The 24,498-nt window shown below is 65.9% G+C and carries 20 protein-coding genes and 2 pseudogenes; 12 read left to right on the top strand and 10 right to left on the bottom strand.

Annotated features, from left to right (window positions below; translation table 11 throughout):
* The first annotated feature begins 48 nt into the window (after positions 1-48).
* Entirely contained in the window at positions 49-2,253 is a 2,205-nt protein-coding gene (locus JDV75_RS04710; protein ID WP_198738078.1) for a sensor histidine kinase, read from the top strand.
* Here JDV75_RS04710 and JDV75_RS04705 read toward each other — a convergent pair.
* Together JDV75_RS04705 and JDV75_RS04700 are read right to left on the bottom strand one after the other, a co-directional pair.
* Positions 2,250-4,790, bottom strand: coding sequence for a DUF3516 domain-containing protein (locus tag JDV75_RS04705; protein ID WP_198738077.1), 2,541 nt, complete (start codon positions 4,788-4,790; stop codon positions 2,250-2,252). The genes JDV75_RS04710 and JDV75_RS04705 overlap by 4 nt on opposite strands.
* Before the next feature lie 51 nt (positions 4,791-4,841).
* On the bottom strand, positions 4,842-5,858 hold the full coding sequence (locus JDV75_RS04700) for a PAC2 family protein (protein WP_198738076.1): 1,017 nt from the start codon (positions 5,856-5,858) through the stop codon (positions 4,842-4,844).
* A gap of 425 nt (positions 5,859-6,283) precedes the next feature.
* Between JDV75_RS04700 and JDV75_RS04695 the strand changes: the two genes are divergently transcribed.
* Positions 6,284-7,342, top strand: a complete 1,059-nt coding sequence (locus tag JDV75_RS04695; RefSeq protein WP_198738075.1) for a DUF4192 domain-containing protein — start codon at positions 6,284-6,286, stop codon at positions 7,340-7,342.
* Between the two features lie 56 nt (positions 7,343-7,398).
* Here the strand turns inward: JDV75_RS04695 and JDV75_RS04690 are convergent, their stop codons facing one another.
* From JDV75_RS04690 to JDV75_RS04670, 5 genes are all read right to left on the bottom strand, one after another.
* On the bottom strand, positions 7,399-8,082 hold the full coding sequence (locus JDV75_RS04690; RefSeq protein WP_198738074.1) for an iron dependent repressor, metal binding and dimerization domain protein: 684 nt from the start codon (positions 8,080-8,082) through the stop codon (positions 7,399-7,401).
* A 360-nt stretch (positions 8,083-8,442) separates the two neighbouring features.
* Positions 8,443-9,432: a sigma-70 family RNA polymerase sigma factor gene (locus JDV75_RS04685; protein ID WP_232958172.1), complete on the bottom strand. Its 990-nt coding sequence runs from the start codon at positions 9,430-9,432 to the stop codon at positions 8,443-8,445.
* A gap of 115 nt (positions 9,433-9,547) precedes the next feature.
* Positions 9,548-9,988, bottom strand: coding sequence for a D-aminoacyl-tRNA deacylase (dtd, locus tag JDV75_RS04680; protein WP_198738073.1), 441 nt, complete (start codon positions 9,986-9,988; stop codon positions 9,548-9,550).
* Between the two features lie 17 nt (positions 9,989-10,005).
* On the bottom strand, positions 10,006-11,616 hold the full coding sequence (locus JDV75_RS04675) for a DUF7782 domain-containing protein (RefSeq protein WP_198738072.1): 1,611 nt from the start codon (positions 11,614-11,616) through the stop codon (positions 10,006-10,008).
* A gap of 53 nt (positions 11,617-11,669) precedes the next feature.
* Complete coding sequence (locus JDV75_RS04670) at positions 11,670-12,218, bottom strand: DUF3099 domain-containing protein (protein ID WP_198738071.1); 549 nt, start codon at positions 12,216-12,218, stop codon at positions 11,670-11,672.
* A 57-nt stretch (positions 12,219-12,275) separates the two neighbouring features.
* Between JDV75_RS04670 and JDV75_RS04665 the strand changes: the two genes are divergently transcribed.
* The 4 genes and pseudogenes from JDV75_RS04665 (at position 12,276) to JDV75_RS12200 (ending at position 15,607) form a co-directional block, all read left to right on the top strand.
* Positions 12,276-12,515, top strand: a complete 240-nt coding sequence (locus tag JDV75_RS04665; RefSeq protein WP_198736052.1) for a DUF3039 domain-containing protein — start codon at positions 12,276-12,278, stop codon at positions 12,513-12,515.
* A 47-nt stretch (positions 12,516-12,562) separates the two neighbouring features.
* Positions 12,563-13,970 (top strand): annotated as a pseudogene (locus tag JDV75_RS04660) (DEAD/DEAH box helicase); the annotation flags it as partial.
* A gap of 65 nt (positions 13,971-14,035) precedes the next feature.
* Positions 14,036-14,221 (top strand): annotated as a pseudogene (locus JDV75_RS12310) (ATP-dependent helicase); the annotation flags it as partial.
* 87 nt (positions 14,222-14,308) lie between these two features.
* Positions 14,309-15,607 carry a DUF418 domain-containing protein gene (locus JDV75_RS12200; RefSeq protein WP_198738069.1) on the top strand — a complete coding sequence of 433 codons (1,299 nt, stop codon included), beginning with the start codon at positions 14,309-14,311 and terminating at the stop codon, positions 15,605-15,607.
* A 145-nt stretch (positions 15,608-15,752) separates the two neighbouring features.
* Here the strand turns inward: JDV75_RS12200 and JDV75_RS04650 are convergent, their stop codons facing one another.
* Positions 15,753-17,384 (bottom strand): RNA polymerase sigma factor, encoded by a 1,632-nt coding sequence (locus JDV75_RS04650; RefSeq protein ID WP_198738068.1) that lies wholly within the window; start codon positions 17,382-17,384, stop codon positions 15,753-15,755.
* A 378-nt stretch (positions 17,385-17,762) separates the two neighbouring features.
* A complete protein-coding gene (gene ppgK, locus JDV75_RS04645) occupies positions 17,763-18,518 on the bottom strand; it encodes a polyphosphate--glucose phosphotransferase (RefSeq protein ID WP_198738067.1) in 756 nt (251 codons plus the stop codon).
* Positions 18,519-18,602: 84 nt separating this feature from the next.
* On the opposite strand from ppgK, the gene JDV75_RS04640 reads away from it, so the two are divergent.
* A complete protein-coding gene (locus JDV75_RS04640) occupies positions 18,603-19,484 on the top strand; it encodes an inositol monophosphatase family protein (RefSeq protein WP_198738066.1) in 882 nt (293 codons plus the stop codon).
* A gap of 202 nt (positions 19,485-19,686) precedes the next feature.
* Complete coding sequence (locus JDV75_RS04635) at positions 19,687-19,980, top strand: DUF4193 domain-containing protein (protein WP_198738065.1); 294 nt, start codon at positions 19,687-19,689, stop codon at positions 19,978-19,980.
* A gap of 118 nt (positions 19,981-20,098) precedes the next feature.
* Here the strand turns inward: JDV75_RS04635 and JDV75_RS04630 are convergent, their stop codons facing one another.
* The gene (locus JDV75_RS04630; RefSeq protein WP_198738064.1) at positions 20,099-20,611 is read right to left on the bottom strand and encodes a DUF3093 domain-containing protein; all 513 of its coding nucleotides are present in this window, start codon (positions 20,609-20,611) and stop codon (positions 20,099-20,101) included.
* 105 nt (positions 20,612-20,716) lie between these two features.
* On the opposite strand from JDV75_RS04630, the gene dut reads away from it, so the two are divergent.
* The 4 genes from dut (at position 20,717) to JDV75_RS04610 (ending at position 24,477) form a co-directional block, all read left to right on the top strand.
* Entirely contained in the window at positions 20,717-21,163 is a 447-nt protein-coding gene (gene dut, locus JDV75_RS04625) for a dUTP diphosphatase (RefSeq protein WP_248095714.1), read from the top strand.
* Between the two features lie 197 nt (positions 21,164-21,360).
* Complete coding sequence (locus JDV75_RS04620; RefSeq protein WP_198738062.1) at positions 21,361-22,362, top strand: DUF3710 domain-containing protein; 1,002 nt, start codon at positions 21,361-21,363, stop codon at positions 22,360-22,362.
* Between the two features lie 92 nt (positions 22,363-22,454).
* Positions 22,455-23,075, top strand: coding sequence for a DUF3159 domain-containing protein (locus JDV75_RS04615; protein WP_198738452.1), 621 nt, complete (start codon positions 22,455-22,457; stop codon positions 23,073-23,075).
* A gap of 82 nt (positions 23,076-23,157) precedes the next feature.
* On the top strand, positions 23,158-24,477 hold the full coding sequence (locus JDV75_RS04610) for a class I SAM-dependent RNA methyltransferase (protein WP_248095061.1): 1,320 nt from the start codon (positions 23,158-23,160) through the stop codon (positions 24,475-24,477).
* The last annotated feature ends 21 nt before the right edge of the window (positions 24,478-24,498 follow it).

Raw genomic sequence — 24,498 nt, 5'->3', positions numbered from 1 at the left:
TCACGCAATCAGGATGCCGAGGTGGCGGTCCTTCGGATAACCGCCTTGATGACCGGCATCTCACTGCTCCTGCATCTGGTCTCCTCCCACACATCCCGGTTGATCATGACCGGCGCAGGGCCTGCTCGAAACGATGAGCTCGTCACCGCGGCATACTGGGCTCTGGTCGCCGGCGCTCTGATCCAGCTGCCCGCCTGTCTGTCAAGACGAGCGTCCATCTACCGGATCACCATGGCTCTCGGCGGCGGGATCTACCTGCTTATGCTGGCGACCGACGTTGTTCTGTCACTTTTCCAGGGAAGTTCACCGCTTTCCCCGGTGCATCTCGGCGACTATTGCGGGATCCCGGCGATCATGCTGGCGGCGGCGCTCGGTCCTCCCGTGGGTTTCATCCTCGCCCTCCTCATGTCCGCGGCCGCGGCAATCGTCAACAACCACGCCGACACACTCATGCTCCAACTGTTGTCCGTGGGCCACGGTTGGATCGTTCCACTGCCCTTCTTCGTGGCATTCACCCTCGCCCGCAGCACTGCGAGGAAGCTGGACACCCGTATCAGCCGCGTACACCGGGACACACTGCGTGAGATACGGTCCCGGGAACTGCGCGAGACCGAGACCCACTTCCTCGCCCACATTCACGACACGGTACTCACGCTCCTGCGCGCGGTGGGCTCCGGGACGCTCCACGCGGACAAGGAGGTCATCCTGTCGCATCTCTCACCCGCCGAGATCTCGGCGGGTGATGCGGAGATCCCCGTGGCGGATGCCTTACGGGATGTCCACGATGTCATCGCGAAGTCTGCACCGGACACCGGGATAACCGCTACGGGAGATTTCCCGAAGAGCGGAAGGGGAATACCCGCCCAGGCGGTCGCGGCGATCTGTGGCGCGCTGGCGGAGGCTGCACTGAACTCGCGACGCCATGCGCTGACGAACGAGCGGCACTGCACCATCAGCTGCGTCGCGACCGACGGAGAAATCAGCGGTTTCTGCGTGGATTTCACCGACGAAGGTGTGGGATTCGACCCGGAAACCGTTCCCGAGAACCGCGCCGGTGTCAGGGTCGCCATAACCGGACGGGTCTCCGACACCCCCGGGTGTTCCGTCGACCTGCGATCTTCGCCCGGCTCGGGCACCCGGGTGACCCTGTGCTGGCGTCGGGATCCCGGGGACCCCGTGGAATCGGCAAACGAAACGAAGCAACCCGCGCTTCCACCACTTTTTCGGCTCATCGGAATGTACATCACCCACAGCCCCTGGTTTGCGCTGGCGACGGTGGCGGTGTTCACGGGGCTCTCCGTCGTCGACGAGAGCTGCGTTCACGGTCCCGCATGGGTACTCGGGATTCTGGCGCTGGCAACGTCGGTGTTCGCGGTCACCTCCGGTACCTCCGAGAAACTACGTCCGTTGCCTACGGTCGTCGTCGTCCTGGGCGTGATCACCATGATCGTCGCCGGGGTGTCGACGGGAACCTCGGTCATCTCCGGCTGGCCCGCCGGGTGGTGGGCTTTCGCCGTGCAGGTTCCACTCCCTCTGCTGGCCATCCGATGCCGTGCCCGGGTCGCGCTGGCCACGTTGTTCGTGTGTACCGCGATCCTCCGCGTTCTTGAGGTTGCGGGTTTCGCGATCCCCGGTGACGCCATGGTGATCCTCATGTTCGGCGCCACCATCATCGCCGGTTCGCTGGTTCCACTGCTCGTCCGTCGGGCGACCGCGGGAATTCCCGTCGCGGTCGAAGCGAGTCGCATACGCAGCGTGGGACTGTCCAGGGACACCGCCCGATCAAGCTACCTCGGAGAGAGCTGCAGATGGGTCGGGGAGCTGGTCCGCGTCATTCTGGACGAGTCCCGTCCGGAGGCCGACAGGAGGAGGGACTCGCGCCTCCTCGAACTGCGGCTCCGGGACTCGATCAGATCTCCACTTCTCGACAGGACCGCGTTGAATCGGGCCGTCTGGTTCGCACGGTCACGGGGAGTTCGCATCGCACTTCTGGATGAACGATCGGAGTCATTCCCGCGGTGCAGGGGGACCGGCGGAGACCCGCCGTCGCAGGCGACGGCGTTGGACATGGTCCGGTCGGCTGCAGCCGAGATCATCGACGCCGCTGTGGAGGGGCAGGTCACGGTCCGCCTGCTACCGGAGGGGAGAACGAATCTCGCGACGGTGGTCTCGGAGGTCCGTGGCGAGGTCCACTACGTCACGTACGACCACGAGGGGCGGGCAACCACCCGCCGCATGCGGGCAGGCGACTAGTTGTGCTCCAGGGTGAGCTCCGCGAAACGGACCTCGCCGGCAGCATCTGATGCATCCAGATCGACGATCGCGACGAATGCGAAGGCGTTGTCGCCCTCGGGATCCTTGAGGATCTGCCGGACCTTCCACAGCCGACCTTCCGGGGACAACCGGAAGAACTCGGGTCCACGGGCAGCGGGGCCGGTGTCCATGTCCGCGTACTCCTCGAAGTAGGCATCCATACCCGCTCCGAAATCCGGCGGGGTGTCGAGGTATTCCGTGAACTCCGCGAGCTGATCCTCCTTCTCGAAGGCAAACAGCTCCACCAGCCGGAACATGGCGTTGCGCACCATGATCGTGAAGGCTCGACGGTTGGCGGTGAGCGCCGTAGGGTCCTCGACACCGTAGGCCAGTTCCCGCTCCAGGGTCTCCTTCGACACCGGTGCATCCGGATCCGCCAGCTGCGCCCACTCGTCGACGAGCGAGGAGTCGACCTGCCGGATCATCTCACCGAGCCAGACGATGATGTCCTCCAGCTCCTCCGGTGTGTGCTCGGGAGGAACAGACTGGCGTAGCGTGCGCCACGCATCCGTCAGGTAGCGCAGTACGATGCCCTCGCTGCGGGCTAGGCCGTAGGTCGCGATCACATCGGAGAAGGTCATGCCGTGCTCGATCATGTCGCGCACCACGGACTTCGGACGCAGCTCGAACTCCCTGACCCAGGGATGACCTTCCGCATAGGACTCGTAACCCGCTTCGAGCAGCTCCTCGAGTGGCTTCGGCCACGTGATGTCCTCGACGATGGACATCCGCTCCGTGTAGTCCACCCCCTCGGATTTCAGGGCGGCGATCTCCTCACCGCGTTCGGCGCGCTGCTGTGCGACGAGCAGCTGGCGGGGATCGTCGAGGATCGCCTCGAAGACACTGATGATGTCGAGGACGTAGGTGTCGGATTCGGGGTCGAGCAGGTCGAGAGCGGCCAGGGCGAACGGGGCCAGCGGCTGATTGAGAGCGAAGTCCCGCTGGAGATCCTCGGTCAGGTGCCAGTGGCGCCCGGTGCGATCCGGCCCGTCGGTGACCCGTTCGACGATGCCGGCGGAGACCAGGCCACGGAACAGCTCGATCGCCGTCAGGATGTCCCTGTTCTGTTTCCGGCGGGTGTCGTGGTTGTCCCGCAGGAGGTGGCGCATGTGCGCGAATCCGTCGCCCGGGCGGGCGATGACGTTGAGCAGCATCGAGGTGGAGATCCGGAACTGACTGCTCAGCGCCTCCGGCTCCGCGGTGGTCAGTCGCTGGTACGTCTTCTCCGTCCAGCTCACCTCACCCGGGCGGGCGGCCTTCTTGCGTAGCTTCTTGAGTTTCTTGGGGTCACTCCCGGCCCGCTGCCGCAGGCGGTAGTTCTCTATCTCGTGTTCCGGCGCCTCAACGACGACGTGCCCGACCGTGTCATATCCGGCGCGTCCCGCGCGCCCGGCGATCTGGTGGAACTCACGGGACTTGATCATCCGTTGGTTCGTCCCGTCGAATTTCGACAGGCCGGTGAGCAGGACGGTCCGGATCGGGACGTTGATTCCCACGCCCAGGGTGTCGGTTCCGCAGATCACCTTGAGGAGACCGGTCTGCGAGAGTTTCTCCACGAGACGCCGGTACTTCGGTAGCATCCCGGCGTGGTGGACGCCGATGCCCTTGCGGAGCAGTTTCGACAGCGTGCGGCCGAACGTGGTGGTGAAACGGAAGTCACCGATCTCGGCGACGATCCGCTCTTTCGTTTCCTTGTCGATGATGGCCATCGATGTCAGTGCCTGCGCACGTTCGATCGCCTCACGTTGGGCGAAATGAACGACGTAGACGGGCGCCTTGTTCTCTTCGATGAGCTGCTCGATGGTCTCGTGGACCGGTGTGTACACGTAGGAGAATTCGAGCGGGACCGGGCGCTCGCTGCCCGACACGAGCTCGGTGTCGCGGCCGGTCCGTCGGGTCAGGTCGTCTTCGAGCCAGGCCGTGTCGCCGAGCGTCGCGGACATGAGGAGGAACTGGGCGCGTGGAAGCTCCAGCAGGGGTACCTGCCATGCCCAGCCACGGTCCGGCTCCGAGTAGTAGTGGAATTCATCCATTACCACCTGGTCGATGGCGGCGTCCGCTCCGTCACGTAAGGCGATGTTGGCGACGATCTCCGCCGTGGCACAGATGATGGGCGCGCCGCCGTTGACGGTGGCGTCGCCGGTCATCATGCCCACGGACTCGGGGCCGAAGATGTCGCAGAGGGCGAAGAACTTCTCACTCACCAGCGCCTTGATCGGCGCGGTGTAGAAGGCTCGTTGGCCCCGGGCGAGAGCGATGAAGTGCGCGGCCGTGGCCACCAGAGACTTGCCGGATCCGGTGGGGGTCGCCAGGATCACGTTGTTGTTGGCCAGAATCCCGAGAGCCGCCTCCTCCTGGGCCGGATAAAGCTGTATCCCCTTCTCCCTGGTCCACCCGGTGAAGGAATCCCAGATGCAGTCGTCGATCAGGGAGTCGGGGACATCGGACAGGTCGGGGAGAATCTGGGTGAGGGTCACATCGTCCAGCGTAACCGTCCGATGCGCCGAGACGCCATCAGTCGGATCCGGTCACTGGTCCTTGTCGTCGCCCCCGGATGGCTGACCATTCTCCTGATCCGGGTTCTCGGACGGTGCCCCGGAGGAATCCGGGTCGTCGCTGTGGGGATCTTCCGTGTCGACAGTGGCGAGGAACCGCTCGAACTCTTCCGCAAGGGCTTCCCGATCGGTGGCCTCCGTTTCGCCGGGAAGAAGGGCCTCGGGGTTGTCCTCCCGGTACGACTCGAGTTCCTCGTCGTAGCTCTGCTCCATGGACTCGACCATCGCGGCGATCTCCCCGGAATCGTCGACCTGCTCGCGGAGGAGTGTCATCATCTTCGCGGAATCCCGCTCGAGACTGCCCAGCGGCAGTGAGAGGGCACCGGCGGTCTCGACCGCGCGCAGGAGTTTCAGCGTCGCCTCAGGATAGTTGGAGGCGGCGATGTAATGGGGGACGTGAGCGGTGAAGCCCGCGACCGAACGCCCCTTGGAACCCAGCGTGTACTCGAGCTGGAGGGAAGCCGATCCGGGGAGCGTCATGTTGCTGTTGACCCGGAAGTGCCTGCGGGTGATCTCCTCGGAGTTGCCGTGTGCGGTGACGAGCAGTGGCCTGGTGTGGGGAACCGTCATCGGAGCGGAGTAGAGGCAGATCGTCCGACTGACGTTGAAGCGCTCCGAGAGGTCGATCACGGCGTCCGTGAACGCGTTCCAGCGCATGTCGGGCTCCGGTCCTGCCAGCAGCAGGAAGGGATGGCCCGCCGAATCCCGCATCGCGTAGAGACCGAGAGTGAGATCGTCCATGCCGACGACCTCGTGATCGGTGATGCGGACCGCGGGACGGCGCGAACGGTAGTCGATCAGCTCGTCGTTGTTGAAGGCCGCGACGGGACTGTTCTCCAGGGAACTGAGGAGGTGGCTGGCTGAGGAATCCACGGCATGACCGGCGTCCGCGTAGCCCTGGAGGGCGACCACGAGTGTGGTTCCGTTCTTGGGTTTCATCTCGGGCGCGGGGTACTCCAGCTCATACATGCGGCGACTGTTGTCCTGCATGCGTTTTCCTCCTTCGTACATCGTTGCGCTCGTCCTCTGGATCCGGGGGCCTGATTGTGTCGCCTACTGCGTCCCGGATCCGGGGCCCCACATCCGTCAACAAGAACCGACGGGTGGATATTCCGGGTGGAATTACCGCCCTGTCGTTCTGCCCGGGTCAGCGGGGGACCGGACGAGAAAAGTCCGGACGGCCGGTTCTCCGTAGCTTCTCCGGTGGTTCCTCACCGGTATCTCGTGCCTGTTTCAGCGACCACCCGGACGCCAACCCGGATGGTGGAGGCTGACCCACAAGGATACACCGTTTCAACGACAATCTGCCACGATTGGATTCGTCACCTGTGGACCACTCTGCGTTGGGAGCCGTCATGTGCGGCAGGGGCCGCCCCGCGGGCACGGTGTCCGTCCACCGTTGCACGGTGGGGCCCATGACGCAGACACTGTCCATGCCGGCCGATCTGATTGCGAGCATTCCCGCGTTCCTGGGTTTCTACCCGACGGATTCTCTGGTGATGGTGGCCCTGGACCCCCGACAAACGCTGGAACGGTATTCCCGCGTGGGCCCGGTCACCCGGGCGGATCTGTTCGACGGTGATGCGGTGGCGGGCACCGTCGGTGCCCTCGCCGACGTCGGTGTCACCGCGGCGTTCGCGTTCTTCGTCGGGGAGGACCCTGGCGAGGGACTCTCGCACACAGGTACCGCGGCCGTCCTCCACCGGGAAGCCGCCTACCGGGGCATCCGTATGCTCGGTGCCTGGTGGGTACCGAGCATCATCTCGGGTGCGCCCTACCGGATTCTCGCGGACGTGACAGGGGGCACCCCGGGCGTCACGGGGAGTAGTGGGACGGATCGGTGGCGGGAAGGTGTCATCCCGGACATAATCACCGCGGCGGCCATGCGTGAGCTGGTGTCGGACGGAGGAACGCTGCCTGAGCTCACCAGGCGGGAAGCGCTGGATTTCTTCGCGCGGAGTACCTCGGGTCCCCCCGAACACCTGGTGCGGTGCATCGCGGAGAGAGCTGAATCCTGGGGGAGGGAGGTCGTGGAAGGGGGCCACCAGGCTGGTGGTGAGAGTTCTCCCGCTGACTTCCTGGACAATTATCTGTCGGACCTCATGCGGGAGATCGGTCGGATACTTGATTCCGGAGGGAACCCGACGGAGAACGTCAGTCTGCTCTCCGGCGCCGCCCGACTCATGACGCAGCGAAAGATCCGGGACCTCGTCCTACGACGAGCGGTGTGCCCGGAGAACACCGTTCCACTGGCCGAACTCATGCTGGCCGTGGCGCGGACATTCAGCGGGGACATCCGGTGCAATGCCCTGTGCGTCTACGCGGTGGCCTTGATCGCCCGAGGTCGGACAACCCGGGTCTGGTCAGCCCTGAGGAGCGCCTCTGACGAGAACCCGCACCACAGGTTGACCGGTCTGCTGCTTTCGGCATACGGGCGTGGCCGCTTCGATCTCATCCTGGAGAGCTGTCGGTGAACCCGGGCAGCGTCCCGGGTTGGGGGAGTCGGTGGTACGACGACGCGACTTCGGGATCAGCCGAGGCGCTCCAGCCGGACGGCGTGGCCGAGATCATGATCGACGGTGACGCTGTTGCCGTCGCGGGTCAGCGTGACGATGCCGTCGACGTTGCTGACCTCGACCTCGGCACCGATGGTGATCTCCGCGTCGATGAGGGCCTTGAGCTGTGCCACGTCAACCTGGAGGATCTCGTTGAACTGCAGTACGCGGCACTTCAGGTTCTCGCCCTGCGGGAGATCGACGGCACGTTCCCCGAAGGTGGCCTCGTCCGCATTCTCGACGCCGAGTTCCTCGAGCCCCGGAATCGGGTTGCCGAAGGGACTCGAAGAGATGTCGTCCAGGACATCGACGAGGCGCTGTTCGACCTCGACGCTCATGACGTGTTCCCAGCGGCATGCCTCGGCGTGCACCTTGAGGATGTCGAGTCCGATCTTGTCGGTGAGAAGCCGCTCGGCGAGTCTGTGCTTCCGCATGACGGCGATGGCCGTCGATCGGCCCGTTTCGGTCATCTTGAGGCTCCGGTCGGGGGCGACGTGGACGAGACCGTCGCGTTCCATCCGTGCCACTGTCTGGCTCACCGTGGGGCCAGACTGTTCGAGACGCTCCGCGATGCGCGCGCGCAGCGGGACGACGCCCTCCTCCTCCAGCTCGTAGATGGTGCGGAGATACATTTCGGTGGTGTCGACCAGATCCTTCACGGGGATAATGCCTTTCCTCAGTTTTTATGCGCTCGAAAAATACGGCTGTGTTCGCGTTCGACTTCGTCGAGCACCGGTAGTCCGGCGGCCCGATACACCCCGGACAACGCCCCGGACGCGTACCAACGCCGCACTAGGAGCAACGAGAGAAGCCCGGGCGTTGTTCCCACGGAAACGTCAGGCTCACCCCCGTTCCACCCCGTGTACACCGGCTTCTCCCGGACAGGACAGCCACGCGGAGATAGGTGAGGCGCTGATCGCTGGAATTCAGCCGTTACCGAACAAGAGTAGCGTTTCGGCGGCGGAAACGGTTCAAAAACGCGGAGATGAGAGAATGCGGGAACCGACACGTCGGGGAAATCAGTTCGCGTAGGCGCGGAGCTTGTCGGCGCGTTCTCCGTCGCGGAGTTTGCTCATGACCTCACGTTCGATCTGGCGGACGCGCTCCCGGGACAACCCGAACCGTCGGCCGATCTGATCGAGGGTGCGCGGTACGCCGTCATCGAGTCCGTAGCGGAGTCGAATCACCTCCTGCTCACGAACCTCGAGCGACGCGAGTACGGCGCGAACATCCGAGTGCCTCAGGGAGGCGACCACGGCCGCTTCCGCGTCGGTTGCGTCAGAATCCTCGATGAAATCCCCGAGCGGGGCCTCCTCATCCGCGCCCACCGGCATGTCCAGGCTCACCGGGTCCCGCGATTGGCGTAGCAGCATCTCGATCTTCGACTCGTCGATGCCGCTCTCCTCGGCCAGTTCCTCGTTGGTGGCTTCGCGACCGAGGCTCTGATAGAGCTCCCGCTTGATCCGGGAGAGCTTGTTGACCTGTTCGACCAGATGAACCGGGAGCCGGATCGTGCGCGACTGGTCCGCCATGCCGCGGGTGATGGCCTGGCGGATCCACCAGGTCGCGTACGTGGAGAACTTGAAGCCCTTGGTATAGTCGAATTTCTCCATGGCGCGGATCAACCCGAGGTTGCCCTCCTGGATGAGATCCAGGAGGGGCATGCCGCGTCCCGTGTAGCGTTTGGCCAGACTGACCACGAGGCGCAGGTTCGCCTCCAACAGATGCGATCGCGCCTGCTTACCCTGCTTCGACAGAACCTTCAGATCCCGTTTCTTCGCCCGGGTCAGCTTCGTGTCGGGATCCGCGAGGAGGTGGTCGGCGTAGAGGCCGATCTCGATCGTCTGGGCCAGATGAACCTCGTCCTCAGCGGTGAGCAGTGCCGTCTTGCCGATCCCGTTGAGGTAGACGCGGACCAGATCAGCTGACGGATTGTCATTGGTCTGGCCCCGGCGTGACCCCCGGTCCGGCTCCTCGACTTCGATGCCCTGCTGGGACGTGGTCGTCATACTGGCCTCCTGCTTTCATCGGGTTCTCAATCCGTTCAACGGACGACACGACGGGAAAGTTCCCGGGGTGGAGACGACGTCCGTCTCCGCAGGTGGATGCCGTGGAGCGTCGGTTTCAGCAGTCGACAAGAACGGTGAAAGGTCCCTCATTGACGGAGGACACCCGCATCATCGCCCCGAACCGTCCCTCCGCGACCGTTATCCCGCGGGCACGGAGCCCTGCGGCAATGGCGGCGATCACGGGTTCGGCCTCATCACCGGGGGCGGCGTCGGACCAGCTCGGCCGACGGCCCTTCGCGGTCCGGCCCTGGAGCGTGAATTGGCTGACCAGGAGGACGGGCGCTCCCTTCGACTCCACGGATTCCTCGTCCGGAAGGATCCGCAGCTCGGCGATCTTCCGCACCATGGTATCCACCCGTGCGGGATCCTCGCCGTCGCCGCGGGCCACACCGACGAGGGCGAGCAGTCCGCAGGTGTCCGGGCAGTTGATCTCACCCACCACCTCATTGTCGACGGTGACGCTGGCACTGGAGACTCGGGTCAGAACAGCTTTCAAGGAATCCTCCTCACAAACTACCGGGGCACCTCATGTGCCCCGTCGTCGCTGACGGTGATGTCCGTGGGCAACACCATACCGTGACGGATGAGATCGACGACCGCGGCGGTGGCTTCGGGCAGGACCCTGGTGGGATCCAACCCCCGTGCGGCACAGTAGAGTTCCACGGTCTCCGCCAGGCTGAGTCCCTCCGGGTGGAGTCCGGAGAGGATCGCCCGCAGGTGTTCGTCGATGTCGTGGGAGAAGCGTGGCCCCTCGGTCCGGCTGATGCGCAGGGCAGCTGCGCGGAACCCCAGGCGGGCGTCGTCATCGGTGGTGCGGACATCTTCCACGGCGAGGCCGGGACGCACGAGGAACCGGGAACCGGCCACCTCGTCGGCGGTCCTGCCGCGGAGCCACGCGGAACGGGTGAAGAACTCGGTCACCTCATCGCCGAGACCGGAAGTGTCATTCATCCGGAAGTCCTCCGCCGTGACCTCGGAGGGCAGGTTGTCATCGATCCTCTGGAGGGCGATGAACCCGAACCCGACACCGGTCACGCCGTTCTCCGCGAAGTGGTCCAGCCATTCGGCCGTCCGTCGTGTCCCGTCCGGTGACCGGGGATCCACGGAGCCGTCCCGCAGCCAGGTGCCTACGTACAGCTCCGGATCGGCGATGTCGCGCTGGAGGACCCACGCGGCCACTCCGGTGTCCGGGATCCATGACGCCACGCGCTGGGTCCACGAACTTTCACCGGTGTGCACCCAGGAGGCCAGAAGATGCGCGGTGCCACCCGGCTTCAGATGTTCCACGGCACCCGACACGACGAGCTGACTCGCGGCATCCAGGTCGAGTCCGGAATCCCGGTAGACGAAACCGCCGCCGGGGCTGATCACGAAAGGTGGGTTCGCGATGATCCGGTCGAAGCGCAGTCCGGAAACCGGCTCGAACCAGGGTCCCCGGCGCAGGTCCACCATCGTCACGCCACCGTTGTGTGACTCGGTGCGGCTCACCCGGCGCCCCTCCCTCGTCACAGGGACCCCTGTACCGGCTAGGGTCGCCTCCGCGAAGTCGAGCGCACGGTCGTGGATGTCGGTGCCGATCATCCGCTCCGCGCAGTGGAGCTGCCCGAGCAGTTGAATCCCGCACCCCGTACCGAGATCGAGAACGCTGTCCACCGGGGTCGTAGGGGTCGACTGCAGGAGGGAAAGCGATGCCGCCCCGACTCCCGGGACATGATCCGCGCCCGGGGGTCGGGCGCTCAGCGCCGGGTCCGGGTCAGCGAATACCCACCGGTCGGAGCCGTCAATGGCGCGGGGGCGGATGTCGACGGAGATCCGGACTCCACCGGATTCGCCGTCGTGTTCCAGCGCCCCGGCGTCGTCCAGAAGTTCGACCGTCCTCGTGCCGAGAAGGTCGGTGAGTTCCCGGAACCCCGTGGGACGCCGGAGCAGGAAAACCCGGATGAGCTCCGCCCGCCCCGGGTCGCCCGTATCGTTGGTCGCGCGCAGTACCGCCGCCGGTTCGCCCCGGTACAGTGCCGCGACCGCCGCTCCGCCCAACTGGGCAGAGACCCCGCTCTCGGTGAAACCGTGCTCGCCGAAGACCCGGATGAGGTGGGGCACAGCTGCGGAAAGGGCGTCGGGCAATGGATACTCCTCAGATAGCGGTGTGTTGTTTCCGCCGGTGTTCCTCCGGCGGGTCAGTCATGGTCGATGACGGGCCCACCCGGATCCGTGGTTCCGGGTGCAGGCCTTCCGTCTTCATCGGACTCCAGGACGGTGGGCCCCAGTTCGGGGGCCCTGTCGGCCTGCAGTATATGTTGGGCGTTCCGTTCGCGGACGACAGCAGGCTTGTAGATCTGCTTCACCCTGGGATCCCGCGGTTCACCGGCGCCGTTGCCGATGACGACCGCGATCCACGGTAGCGGAACCGAAATGAGGAAGAGGATCGCGGAGACCCAGGTGTTCTCCCACCAGACCCAGGTCACGGCACTCGCGAGGAGAAACGGGATCCGGGAGCCCTGCAGGATCGCGTACTTCCTGCGTCTCGCGTTCAGGTTGTCCAGTGGGGTCTGGCGGGCATCGGTGATCAGCTCGACCCGGCCGCGCCTGCGGAACAGCCGCCGCAGTCCCCTGCGTCGCGGGGACACGGGTGTCACGGTGGCGACCCGGCTGCCGGCAGGTCGGCCCGCGGACTCGTGACCACGGGAATCACCTCCGGGTTCGTCGCCGCTCCGCTGCTGCACCATGATCCCACGATAACCCTGTTGTGCCCGGGGGGCCGCGATTGGGGCATGATGGGTTGAGTGAACACCACGACGAAAACCATTGAACGTCCCGATGTCCGGGAAGACACGACGACGTCCGACGACACCCCGAAGTTCTTCCACTACGTCAAGAAGAACAAGATCGTCGAGTCGGCCGTCTCCGGTCGCATGGTGGTTGCGCTGTGCGGAGAGACCTTTCCCGTGACCAAGCAGGCCAAGCCCGGATCGCCGGTATGCCCCGACTGTGAGCGTGTCTACCGGTCCCTGCGCAAGAAGTGAGCGGCGGCAGACTACGCGCCTGGCAGCGCGCGGCACTGGACAAGTACATGGCCGCCCAGCCGAAGGACTTCCTCGCCGTCGCGACCCCGGGCGCAGGCAAGACCACGTTTGCGCTGCGGCTCGCCACCGAACTCGTCGGAAACAGGACGGTCGACCGCGTGATCGTCGTCGTTCCGACCGAACACCTCAAGGTGCAGTGGTCCCAGGCGGCCGCGCGGGTGGGGCTTTCACTGGACCCTCACTTCACCAACACCGCCGGTGTGGTCAATCCCGAGTACCACGGCATCGTGGTCACCTATGCACAGGTGGCGATGCACCCCTACAAGCACCGTGCCGTAGCCACCGCGCAGAGATCACTGGTGATCCTCGACGAGATCCACCACGGTGGTGACGCGAAGAGCTGGGGCGACGGTATCCGGGAGGCCTACGACGACGCCGAACGCCGGCTCGCGCTGACCGGTACCCCGTTCCGTTCGGATGATGCGGCGATCCCGTTCGTCCGGTACACCGACGACGGGGAGGGTTACCTCAAGTCCCGGGCCGACCACATCTACGGGTACGCCGAGGCGCTCGCCGACGGAGTGGTGCGTCCGGTCGTGTTCCTCGCCTACTCCGGTGAGGCCCGCTGGCGTACCTCGGCGGGGGAGGAGTTCGCCGCCCGGCTCGGCGAGCCGCTGAACGCCGAGCAGACCGCCCGTGCCTGGAAGACCGCCCTCGACCCCAGGGGTGACTGGATTCCGGCGGTCCTCCGTGGTGCGCACACGCGGTTGATGCAGCTGCGTGAGCGGATGCCGGACGCCGGTGGGCTGGTCATCGCCACGGACAAGACCACGGCGCGCGCCTACGCGAAGATCCTCGGGACCATGTCCTCGACCCCGGTGACCGTCGTGCTCTCCGACGAGATCGGGGCGTCGCAACGCATCGAGGACTTCTCCAACTCGACCGACGAGTGGATGGTCGCGGTCCGGATGGTCTCCGAGGGCGTCGACGTGCCGCGTCTCGCAGTCGGTGTCTACGCCACCTCCGCATCAACCCCGCTGTTCTTCGCACAGGCCATCGGGCGTTTCGTGCGTTCCCGGATGCCCGGGGAGACCGCGTCGGTGTTCCTGCCGTCGGTCCCCGTTCTCCTGGACCTCGCCTCCCGGCTGGAGACCCAGCGGGACCACGTTCTCGGGAAACCGGACCGGGTGAAGGAGGGCTGGGACGACGAGCTCCTCGCCGAGGCGAACAGGGAGAAGAACGAGCCGGACGACACGAAGTCCTACGAGTCGATCGGGGCGGAGGCGGAACTCGATTCGCTGATCTACGACGGTTCAACCTACGGAACCGGCACGATCGCCGGTTCCGCCGAAGAAGCCGACTACCTCGGTCTCCCCGGGCTGCTCGATGCGGAGCAGATGCGTCAGCTGCTGAAGCAGCGCCAGGCCGAACAGGTGGAGGCACGCGCCGGGGAACACCGCCACGAGCAGGAGATGAAGGCCGTCCAGCGGAACCAGTCGGCGGAGGAGACTAAATCCACGGCGTCGGACGAGATTCCCCGGCTGCGTAAAGAACTGAACACGCTGGTGTCCATCACGTCCGGCCGGACCGGGCGCCCACATGGAGCCATCCACAACGAGGCCCGGCAGAACTGCGGCGGCCCGCCGACCGCACTGTGCACGGCGGAGCAGCTCCGCGACCGGATCGCCTACCTGCGGGACTGGTGAGAACTCCCCGCCACCGGGGTGTGTGGAACGGGCGTAGGCTCGACGCCTCGTGAGATCAACGTCCCCGACATCGCTACCAGGAGAACAGTGAGCACATCCCCCTCGCACAGACCGCCGGAGAAGTCCGGATACGACTCACACCGCGCGGCCGGCGCATCAACGGTGTCCCCGCGGGCGCGGCTCGTGAGCCCGGACCTCGCCCGGGGACTCATGCTCCTCGGGATCGCGATCGCGAACATTACCAGTACCTGGCTGGCCCCGGTCGGCGACGAACCCGATCTGGCGGCGGCGGGTGGAATCGCGGACGGCAGCCTCTATGACCGTCTCGCCGTGGTGTTCGGGGCACTGTTCATCCACGTCCGCGGTGTCGCGATGTTCTCCACGCTCCTCGGCTACGGATTCGGGCTCCTCGCCCTCAGTCTGTGGCGCCGGGGTTTCCCGGTCAATGGGGCGCGGTCGGTCCTCGCCCGGCGCTACGGATTCCTCGCCGCGTTCGGTGCCGTGCACATGCTCGTGCTCTACTACGGCGACATCATGACCTTCTACGGGCTGACGGGTGTGATCCTCGCCTTCCTCCTCCCTCTCAGGGACCGGACGCTGCTGATCATCGCCGCGGTGCTCCAGTCGATCGCGCTGCTGTTCCTTATCCCGATGATCATGTTCAGCTCGGAATTCGACTTGCACGGATCGTTGGACTTCGGCAGCTACGGTGAATACGTCGCGGTCGGCGGGATCACCCTCATCGGCTCCCTGTTCGTGTTCCCCGCCGAGGCCGCCACGGTCGCGCCCGTGATCATCGTCGGGTTCGTCGCCGCGAGAAAGGGCGTTCTCACGCATCCGGAGAGGCATCTCCGGGTGTTGTGGACCGCAGTCGGGGTCGCGGTCGCCGTCATGGTCCTCGTCGGGCTTCCGTGGGGCCTGTCGATGGCGGGTTGGGCTCCGGCCGGCTGGGCGCCACGACTGGGGTCGATCAACATGATCGTCGGGATGTTCACCGGTCCCGGACTCGTCGCGGCGATCGCCCTGGGCAGCCTGCCCCTCCAGCGGAAGATCGATGCCGCGCGCGCGGCGGGGGATGAGCACCGGCCGGGCTTCTTCACGAGCGCCCTGATCGCCCTCGGGCGGCGGTCCATGACCGGCTACGTCCTCCAGTCGGTGCTGTGCGTGGTGTTCCTCTCCTCCTTCGGGCTCCACCTGGTCACCCCGGGCAGCGCTGCCGCGGGAACCACGGCAGGAATCGTCGTCTGGCTCGTGACGGTGGTGATCGCCGTGGTACTCGAGCGTTTCGGTCGCCCCGGCCCGCTGGAGTGGCTGCACCGCAGGCTCGCCTACGGGAGAGCCGGGCTTCCACGGCGCTGGAGCCCGCCGGTGTCCGGTCGTCGATGACCGGGGAGAGCCGGGCGAGTCCGAGCGCTGACCCCTAGCCGGAAGATTCCACGCCTCGGCACGAGACAACAGCACGGCCCGTATCCGCGATACCGGTGATCGCGGATACGGGCCGTCGCTACGGGTGCTCGGGTGGGGTACCCCTCTAGTCGAGGTAGTCCCGGAGCACCTGGGACCGTGATGGGTGACGGAGTTTGGACATCGTCTTGGACTCGATCTGGCGGATTCGTTCGCGGGTAACGCCGTACACCTGACCGATCTCGTCCAGGGTGCGGGGCATACCGTCGGTCAGACCGAAACGCAGCTTGACCACGCCAGCCTCACGTTCGGAAAGCGTCTGAAGGACATCCTGCAGTTGATCCTGGAGCAGTGTGAAGCTCACGGCGTCGACCGCGACGACGGCCTCGGAGTCCTCGATGAAGTCGCCCAGCTGGCTGTCACCCTCGTCTCCGATCGTCTGATCGAGCGAGATGGGTTCGCGGGCGTACTGCTGGATCTCGAGGACCTTGTCCTCCGAGATGTCCATCTCCTTCGCGAGCTCCTCCGGGGTGGGTTCGCGGCCCAGGTCCTGGAGCAGTTCCCGCTGGATACGACCGAGTTTGTTGATGACCTCGACCATGTGGACCGGGATGCGGATCGTCCGGGCCTGGTCCGCCATCGCACGGGTGATCGCCTGGCGGATCCACCAGGTTGCGTACGTCGAGAACTTGTAGCCCTTGGTGTAGTCGAACTTCTCCACCGCACGGATCAGACCGAGGTTGCCCTCCTGGATCAGATCGAGGAAGGCCATGCCGCGTCCGGTGTAGCGCTTGGCCAGGCTGACCACGAGGCGGAGGTTCGCCTCGAGCAGGTGGTTCTTCGCCTTCCTGCCGTCGCGCGCGATGGCCCTGAGGTCGCGTTTCACCGCGGGGGTGAGCTTGGCGTCCTTGTCGCCGGCGGCGAAGGCCTCCTGCATCTGCTCGATACGGTAGGTGGCGTAGAGCCCCGCCTCGATCCGCTTCGCGAGAGAAACCTCCTGCTCGGCGTTGAGCAGGGCGACCTTGCCGATCTGCTTGAGATACGCGCGAACCGAGTCCGCGGAAGCCGTGAGCTCCGCATCCTTGCGGGCCTGACGGAGAGCCGCTGATTCGTCCTCGTCCCAGACGGAGGAACCGTCCTCGTCATCGTCGCCGTCGGATTCCACCACGTCATCCGCGTCGGTGTCTTCATTGTCCTCGTCCGCGGGAAGATCCGTGGCGGGGAAGTCGTCGTCGTCCGCGGAGCCGACGGCGATCAACACCTCATCCGCGTCCTCGGGAGGCGTGTCGGAGTCCTTGCCGGACTTCGCCGTCGTGGCCTTCTTCGGGGCCGTCTTCTTCGCCGGAGCCTTGCGGGCGGTCTTCTTCGCCGTTTTTTTCGCCGGAGCCTTGCGGGCGGTCTTCTTCGTACTCTTCTTGGGTGCGTCCTTCGCGCCGTCTTCCGCGGCATCGGGAGTGGAGTCGGCTTCGGTAGCTGACGGGGAAGTGGTCTTCTTCGGTGCGGCCTTCCGGGTGGTTTTCCGTGCCGTCTTCTTCGCCGGTTCTGTGGTGGTTTCCGGGGCGTCCCCGGCGTCATCGGTCCCTGTGATGGACTGCGCTGACGCCGCCCGTGCGGTCCGGGGTGCGGCCTTTCGGGCCGACGACTTGCGTGCGGTCTTCCGGGCTGTCTTCTTTGCCGTTTTGCGTGCTGCGGGTGTGTCCGGGGAGGAGTTGTCGGCATCCTCCGGTCGGGCCAGGTCTGAAGAATCAGTGGCTGCCACGTGCGCCCTTTCGCCTTGAGATCGTGTTCTGTGTCCGGTGCCGGATGATTGTCCGGGGCCGGACTCCACCTGGAGTTCAGCTCCGGAACGGACGGTGGCCGCAGAACGATGAGCTCCGCGAACGCCGACGCCGGTCACATGGGTGAATCAGGTGCGCTCACTGTGCCCCATCCGAAGCAGTGGGCTGTACTACCACCGGTCTTCAGCCGGTTTTCTGATCGGGTGCGATGGTTACAGTGAGACGAAGTTAATTCACGGTCAACTCGCCAGTATAGATCAACTGTCAGGCCGACGTCGCCGACGGTACACCCGTGCCCGGGGTGCCCACCGTCCGAAGCCTGGTTTCGCGTCGTGGTACGCCTCGGGTCAGTCCGCCCGTTACGGGGTCAGGTCGCGGTCGACGGCCATCGCTGCGCCGACGATTCCGGCACGGTTACGCAGCTCGGCGGGAACCACACGGGTCGAGCACTCGAGTTTCGGAACCCATTTGTGGGCCTTCCGTGAAATGCCCCCACCGACGATGAAGAGCGACGGCCAGAACAGCCGCTCGAACTCCCGGAGAACCGGCGAGACCCGCTCGCGGGCCCATTGCCCGTACCGGAGGTCCTCCCGTTCCTTCACCGCGGAGGACGCGAGATGCTCGGCCTCGACTCCGTCGACCAGCAGATGACCGAGCTCGGTGTTGGGGAACAGTTCGCCGTCCATCAGGAAGGCACTGCCGATACCGGTGCCGAAGGTCAACAGGATCACCGAACCACTCCGGGCCTCGGGGTTACCGAAGGAGACCTCGGCCAGGCCCGCGGCGTCCGCGTCGTTGAGGACACTGATGCGACGGTGCCCGAGGGTCTCGTGGAAGAGGGAGTTGACATCGGTGTCGACCCACGACGGGTCGATGTTGGCGGCGGTCAGGGCCCGTTGATTCCTGATGACGGAGGGAAGCGTGATCCCGACCGGGCCGTCCCAGTCCGCCAGACGAACGATCTCCTCCACTGTCGCTGCGACGGCCCCGGGCGTCGCAGGTTGAGGCGTGGGGATCTTGATCCGGTCGTCGATGAACTCGCCGGTGTCCAGGTTGACCCGGGCGCCCTTGATGCCCGACCCGCCGACGTCTATTCCAAAACCGATGTTCGTCATGGACCCATTGTACAAAGCTGACCGGTTGCGCCCGCCGGTTACGCCACCATGACGTCCGGGGGGAGACAGCGGCACAATGGGGTCATGACTCACATCAACGCTTCGGCAGACGGACAGGAACAGCAGAGCACGGATCCGCGGATGCTCCGTGACATCGCGGTCGGCTGGGCACGGCAGGCCCACCGGCTCATCGTCGACGAGCTTGCCCGGATCGACGACCTCAGTGCATCCGTCACATTCAAATCCTCGGAGGTGGATCCGGTCACCGTGGTGGACAGGGCCGTCGAGGAACTGGTGACCTCACTCATCGCCGAGGAACGTCCGGGGGACGGACTCATCGGTGAAGAGGGCGCCCACAGAGAATCATCGACCTCAGTCGACTGGGTGGTCGATCCCATCGACGGCACAGTCAACTTCCTCTACGGCGTACCGATGTACGCGGTGTCGATTGCCGCGGCGGTCGACGGGATACCCGCCGCGGGCGTCGTGCTGAATGCCGCGACCGGTGAGCTCTACTCCGCGGCCGCGGGGCACGGGGCTCACGTGACCGACGGTGACGGACGGACCCGCCGGCTCAGGTGCACAGGGGTCAGGGAGACGAACCTCGCGCTCGTCGCCACCGGTTTCTCCTATGATTCCGGACTCCGCGGGCGGCAGGCGGAGATGCTCACCCGGATGCTGCCCCGCATACGGGACATCAGGCGGACGGGCAGTGCCGCGCTCGATCTCTGCCAACTCGCCGCAGGCAGGGTGGACGCCTACTACGAGCACGCGCTCAACGGGTGGGACTTCGCCGCGGGAATCGTGATCGCCCGTGAATCGGGTGCCCGGGTCGAGGCGCCGGAACTGGGTTCAAGGTCCGCGGACGGGGAACTGATCTGGGCCGCTGCGGGCGGTGTCGCTGACGACTTCGGTGCTCTCCTCGAGCGATGCGGCATCATCGGCGCGGTTCGCAGCGTGGAATGACACAGCCGTACTCCCGGTTGTTCTGTAGAGGCTCTGCTTCCGTGCCCGTGACGTGCTGAAACCCTCGTGTGGACACGTGAATATGACAAGGGCGGGTTTAGGGCTTAATATGCGCGTCGACATGCAATACGATGGCGGGTCAGGTCCCGCTGCCCGATCTGCCCCGCCCGACCACATTGTGAGACAAAAAGGAGCCGACATCATGGCTACCGATTACGACGCCCCGAGGCTGCGGCCCGATGACGACATTGAGACGGATTCCCTCGAGGGGCTGAAGGCCTCCGAGAGTGCGCAGACCGTCCTCGACGATGACGGAGAGATCGTCGAGCCCTTCGAACTGCCCGCCATGGATCTCTCCGGGGAGGAACTCAACATTCAGGTGGTACCCCGCCGGGCTGATGAGTTCACGTGTGGGAGTTGTTTCCTCGTGCAACGCCAGAACCGGTTGTCGCACGTCGAGGACAACGGCGACGAGATCTGCCTCGACTGCGCCTGACCTCCCGACAGTCACCGTCGCGGTGGGGCAACCGTCCACCGCCCCGAGGGCCCGGATGCAATCATCCGGGTCCTCTTCCCGTCTGGTGGGGACGGCGGTCCGGGAACGTCGGATTGGTTCAGTCGGTGTCGTGGCCGTGGCGTTCCGGCAGGAACGCGGCGATCAACGCCTCCGGGTCCTTGGATCCGATCAGCCAGTACGGGGTCGGATCCTCCGGGTCATCGAGAACGAACATGGCCATCTCCGGTACCCATCCGTGGGAGACCACGAAGGCGGCCGGGTCGAGTTGTCGCCCCATCGCGTTCCGCTTCGCGGATGCCGGGACGGCCAGCGTCCGGGAAATCGCGTCGTCCGGCAGCATCGCGTCACCTGCGTGCAGCCAACGCACGCCCTCCTCGTCCTGTTCGACCGAGATGACGGTCCCAGAGAGTGAGAGCAGCACCCAGACCGCGGTCCCCGTCAGAATGATCCCGGGGGCCCACAACCAGATCTCGGATCGGTTGTGGGCGAGCTGTCCGGTGAGGAGTGCCACGATCAGGGCACCGAAGATCCACCACGACCACGGTACCCACTGCCGCTCGCGGTAGACGACCCTGGTGGCGTTCGATACGGATTCACTCACGCGGGCCATTCTACTGCACCCGTACCCGCGCCGGTCCGGGTGTGGGGAGGGTGGTGCCGTGGTGTGTTGCGTAGTGTTGGGTGGGTGACTGATACGACCCCCACCGTCCCGACCATCCGTTTCCGCAAGCTCGACCCGGGTGCCGTCAGCCCGCGCCGCGCCCACCGTGGCGATGCGGGAGTTGACCTCGCCGCACTGCAACGAACCGTCATCGAACCAGGTGAACGGGCCCTGGTCGGTACCGGGCTAGCTCTCGCCCTTCCGCTGGGCTACGTCGGACTCATCCACCCCAGGAGCGGACTGGCTCTGCGCCGCGGACTGTCGATAGTCAATACTCCCGGAACGATCGACGCCGACTACAGGGGAGAGATCAAGGTCTGTCTGATCAACCTCGACCCGCGTGAGGTGATCACGATCGAACCCGGGGACCGGATCGCGCAACTGCTGATCCAACGGGTTGAACTCTGTGACTTCACGGAGACAGACGCACTCGATGAAACAGTGCGGGGTGCCTCCGGGTACGGTTCCACCGGTGTCGGTGATACTTCCGGAGGCAGCTAGCGGACTGCGGGCCGCTTCACCGGTCAACGATGACCGTCCGGTCGGCTGCATAATGGAGTCGGTACCGTAGACCGGTCGCGTGATGTCCAGGTGGACCGGCCCGGGCTACGACGACAAGACAACTAAAACCGTGACTGATCCGGCGTGCCCCAAGGCAGCTGAACTCAGGAGGCACGGGGAAGGAGACTGAACGGCACATGGCGCTATTCGGATTCGGAAAGAAAAAGGAACACCGTGACGATGACCCGGTTGAGGGTTCCCGGCACACTCCCATGACCGATGAGGCTTCGTCGTCAGTAGATGACGGGGTACCGGCCGAGGCACCTCCCGAGGCCCTTGAACCCGCCGGCGTCGCAGCCCCGGAACAGGGGAACACCGTGGTCGACGGCCCGGATCCCGTCCATGATGCGGTTGCCGGTGATGTCGGACCATTCGACGGCGGATCGGTCGACATCGGGCAGTTCGATTTCTCCGACTTCGCGGATGGCGTGCTCAACCTCGGGTCGCTCGCGGTTCCGCTGCCACGGGGCTCCGAGGTACAGGTGGAGATGGGGCCGAACGGCCCGCGGATGCTGCACATCATCACGGCGTACGGGCGGATAACCCCGGTGGCTTTTGCGGCACCCCGGTCGGCCGGTCAGTGGCGGGAGTCGACGAAGGAGATCGCCGAGGGGATGCGCGGGGACGGCCTCACCGTGCACATCGAGCACGGCCCGTGGGGGCGTGAGGTCGTCGGGGCCGCAGGCGAAGCAGCCATCCGGATCATCGGTGTCGACGGTCCGCGGTGGATGCTCCGAATGACGCTCGCGGCACCCTCCGGATCGGCCGATGAACTGGCCCAGTTGGGCCGGGACGTCACGGCGCGGACCTTCGTCTACCGCGGTGACGGGCCGATGCCCGCCGGACAATCCCTCCCCGTCGCGCTTCCGGAGGCACTGGCAAAGCAGGTCACCCAGGCGATGCAGGAGCGCCTGAAGAAGGCGCAGGAGACCGGGAAGATGGACACGCGCGACCTCCGTGCGCGTACCGCGACACCGGAGGAGGCCGCACAGCAGCAGGCCGCGGAGGCCGCAGCGTCCGACGACCGGAGTGCCGGTGCCGGTCCAGGCACCGACACCCGTCAGCCAGTGGTGGATCCGAACCCGGATCGAGGAGCTGAGGCATCCGCGATGCACCAGATCCGGAAGACGGAGCGCTAGTGTCCTTCGACGACCGTCGCCCCGGGGCGCAGGACACGGGGGAGGAGGGGACCGGAGCGGTGGAACCGGCGGCCCCGACGCTACTTGAGCAGATGGGCGGGCTCGGGGGACTGGTCTCATCGACGCTCCCGATTCTCGTCCTCATCCCGGTCAACAACAGGTTCGGGTTGATGTGGGCGCTGATCGCCTCACTCACGGTCGCCATCGCGATCTTCGTCTGGCGGCTCGCCCGGAGGGAGAATCTCCAACCGGCGATCTCGGGTCTCCTCGGTGTCGCCATCGGTGCCGCTTTCGCCCTGTTCACCGGCGACGCGAAAGCCTACTTCCTCTACGGAATCTGGATGTCGCTGATCTTCGCCGTCGTCTTCATAATCTCCGTCGTGGTTCGCTGGCCCATGGTTGGCGTCGCCTGGCGCGGTGTGAACGGGCATGACATGACCTGGCGCATGGTTCCCGGTGCGCGACGCGCCTACGCCTGGGCGACGATCGCCTGGTCGCTGGTTTTCCTCGCCAGATTCCTCGTGCAGAGGAATCTCTACGATGCCGATGCGACGAACGCACTCGCTCTCGCCCGCATCGCCATGGGATGGCCGCTAACCGGTGTCGCCGCGCTCCTGACCGTGTGGGCGGTCCGGCACGCCTCGAAGGCCATTGAAGATGCATCGCCGGAACCAGCAGATTCCGTGGAATCCGCGCCCTCCGAACCCGGGTGACGCTGCCCGGCTGATGTCCCGGCCCCGGCCGACGCCTCCCCATTCCCAACCCCTGAACCGACTCGAACCGATTGGATCCACAGTGACCGAAAACTACTCCCCCGACAGTTCCCGCGAGGCGGGTCAGAGCACCGTCGGAGTCGGTGACCGCGTCACCGTGAGCGTCGACCGGCCGGCCCACGGTGGCGAGGGGATCGCACAGCTGCAGGACGGCCGCATCGTGTTCGTCCGGGGTGGGTTACCCGGGGACGTCCTGCGGGTGGAGATAATCAAGGTGAAGAAGCGTTTCACCGCCGCGCGGATCATCGATGTGGTCCAGTCGTCACAACACCGGGTCGAACAGCGTTGCCCGGCCGCGGCACGGGGCGCCGGCTGCTGCGACTACGGTCATGTCGACCCCGCATCCGAGGACGAACTCAAACGCGCGGTGCTGCTCGACCAACTGCGCCGCATCGGGCACATCGGCACCGGTGACGATCTCCCGGCCGTCGCTGGCATCCCCCTTCAACCGGTCACCGGTTGGCGCACGCGCGTCCGGCTCGGAGTCGACGCCACCGGTCACGCCGGAACCAGAATTGCCGGTAGTCACGACCTGATCTCAATCCCGTGCATGCAGGCGCTGCCGGGCATGCTCGACGGCATCGTCGGTCCCGGTTCCGGGCGTTTCACCCCCGGTGCCGAACTCATCGTCGCCGTGGACTCCACCGGTGACCGGCACGTGGTCGAATCGCGACGCGCCGCGCGCGGACGAAGAACGGAGGCGATCCGACGCACCCTTGAGGGGAGCGGCATCTGCACGGAGGCGGTCGGTGGGCACACGTACCACCTCCCGGCCACCGCCTTCTGGCAGGCACACCAGAAAGCTCCCGAAACGTTCACCGCGACGGTCCGGTCATGGCTCACGGAGGCGCTGGACCAGGCCACCGACACGGAATCCCCGGACTCCGGTGCACCTGTCGGGTGGGACCTCTACGGCGGTGCAGGTCTGTTCGCGCCCACGCTGCTCGACGTTCTCCGGGAGACCACCGGTGGTGCCGATGCCTCCGTCATATCCGTCGAGCAGTCGAGGATGGCGGCCGAATGCGGTCGCGCCGCGCTCTCGGATCTGCCGGTCGAGTTCAGGACGGGGGAGGTCGCCGCGGAGGTCCCACAGCTGCCCGCACCGCGGGCTGTGGTGCTCGATCCACCGCGGACCGGAGCGGGCACGGAAACCGTGTCAGCCATCGCCGCCGCGCACCCCGCCGCTGTGGTCCACGTCGGTTGTGATCCCGCCACGTTCGCCCGGGACATCGCCGCCTGGTACTCGAGCGGATACCACCTGTCCAGGCTGGCTGTCGCCGGCGCGTTCCCCGGTACCCACCATCTGGAGGCCTTCGGTCTGCTCGTCCCGGACGCCCGCTGACGCGACCACTCATCGACGGAC

Source organism: Corynebacterium meridianum, assembly GCF_016342265.1.
In the GTDB taxonomy this organism is placed as follows: domain Bacteria; phylum Actinomycetota; class Actinomycetes; order Mycobacteriales; family Mycobacteriaceae; genus Corynebacterium; species Corynebacterium meridianum.
This window is presented reverse-complemented; position numbering and strand designations above follow the sequence as displayed.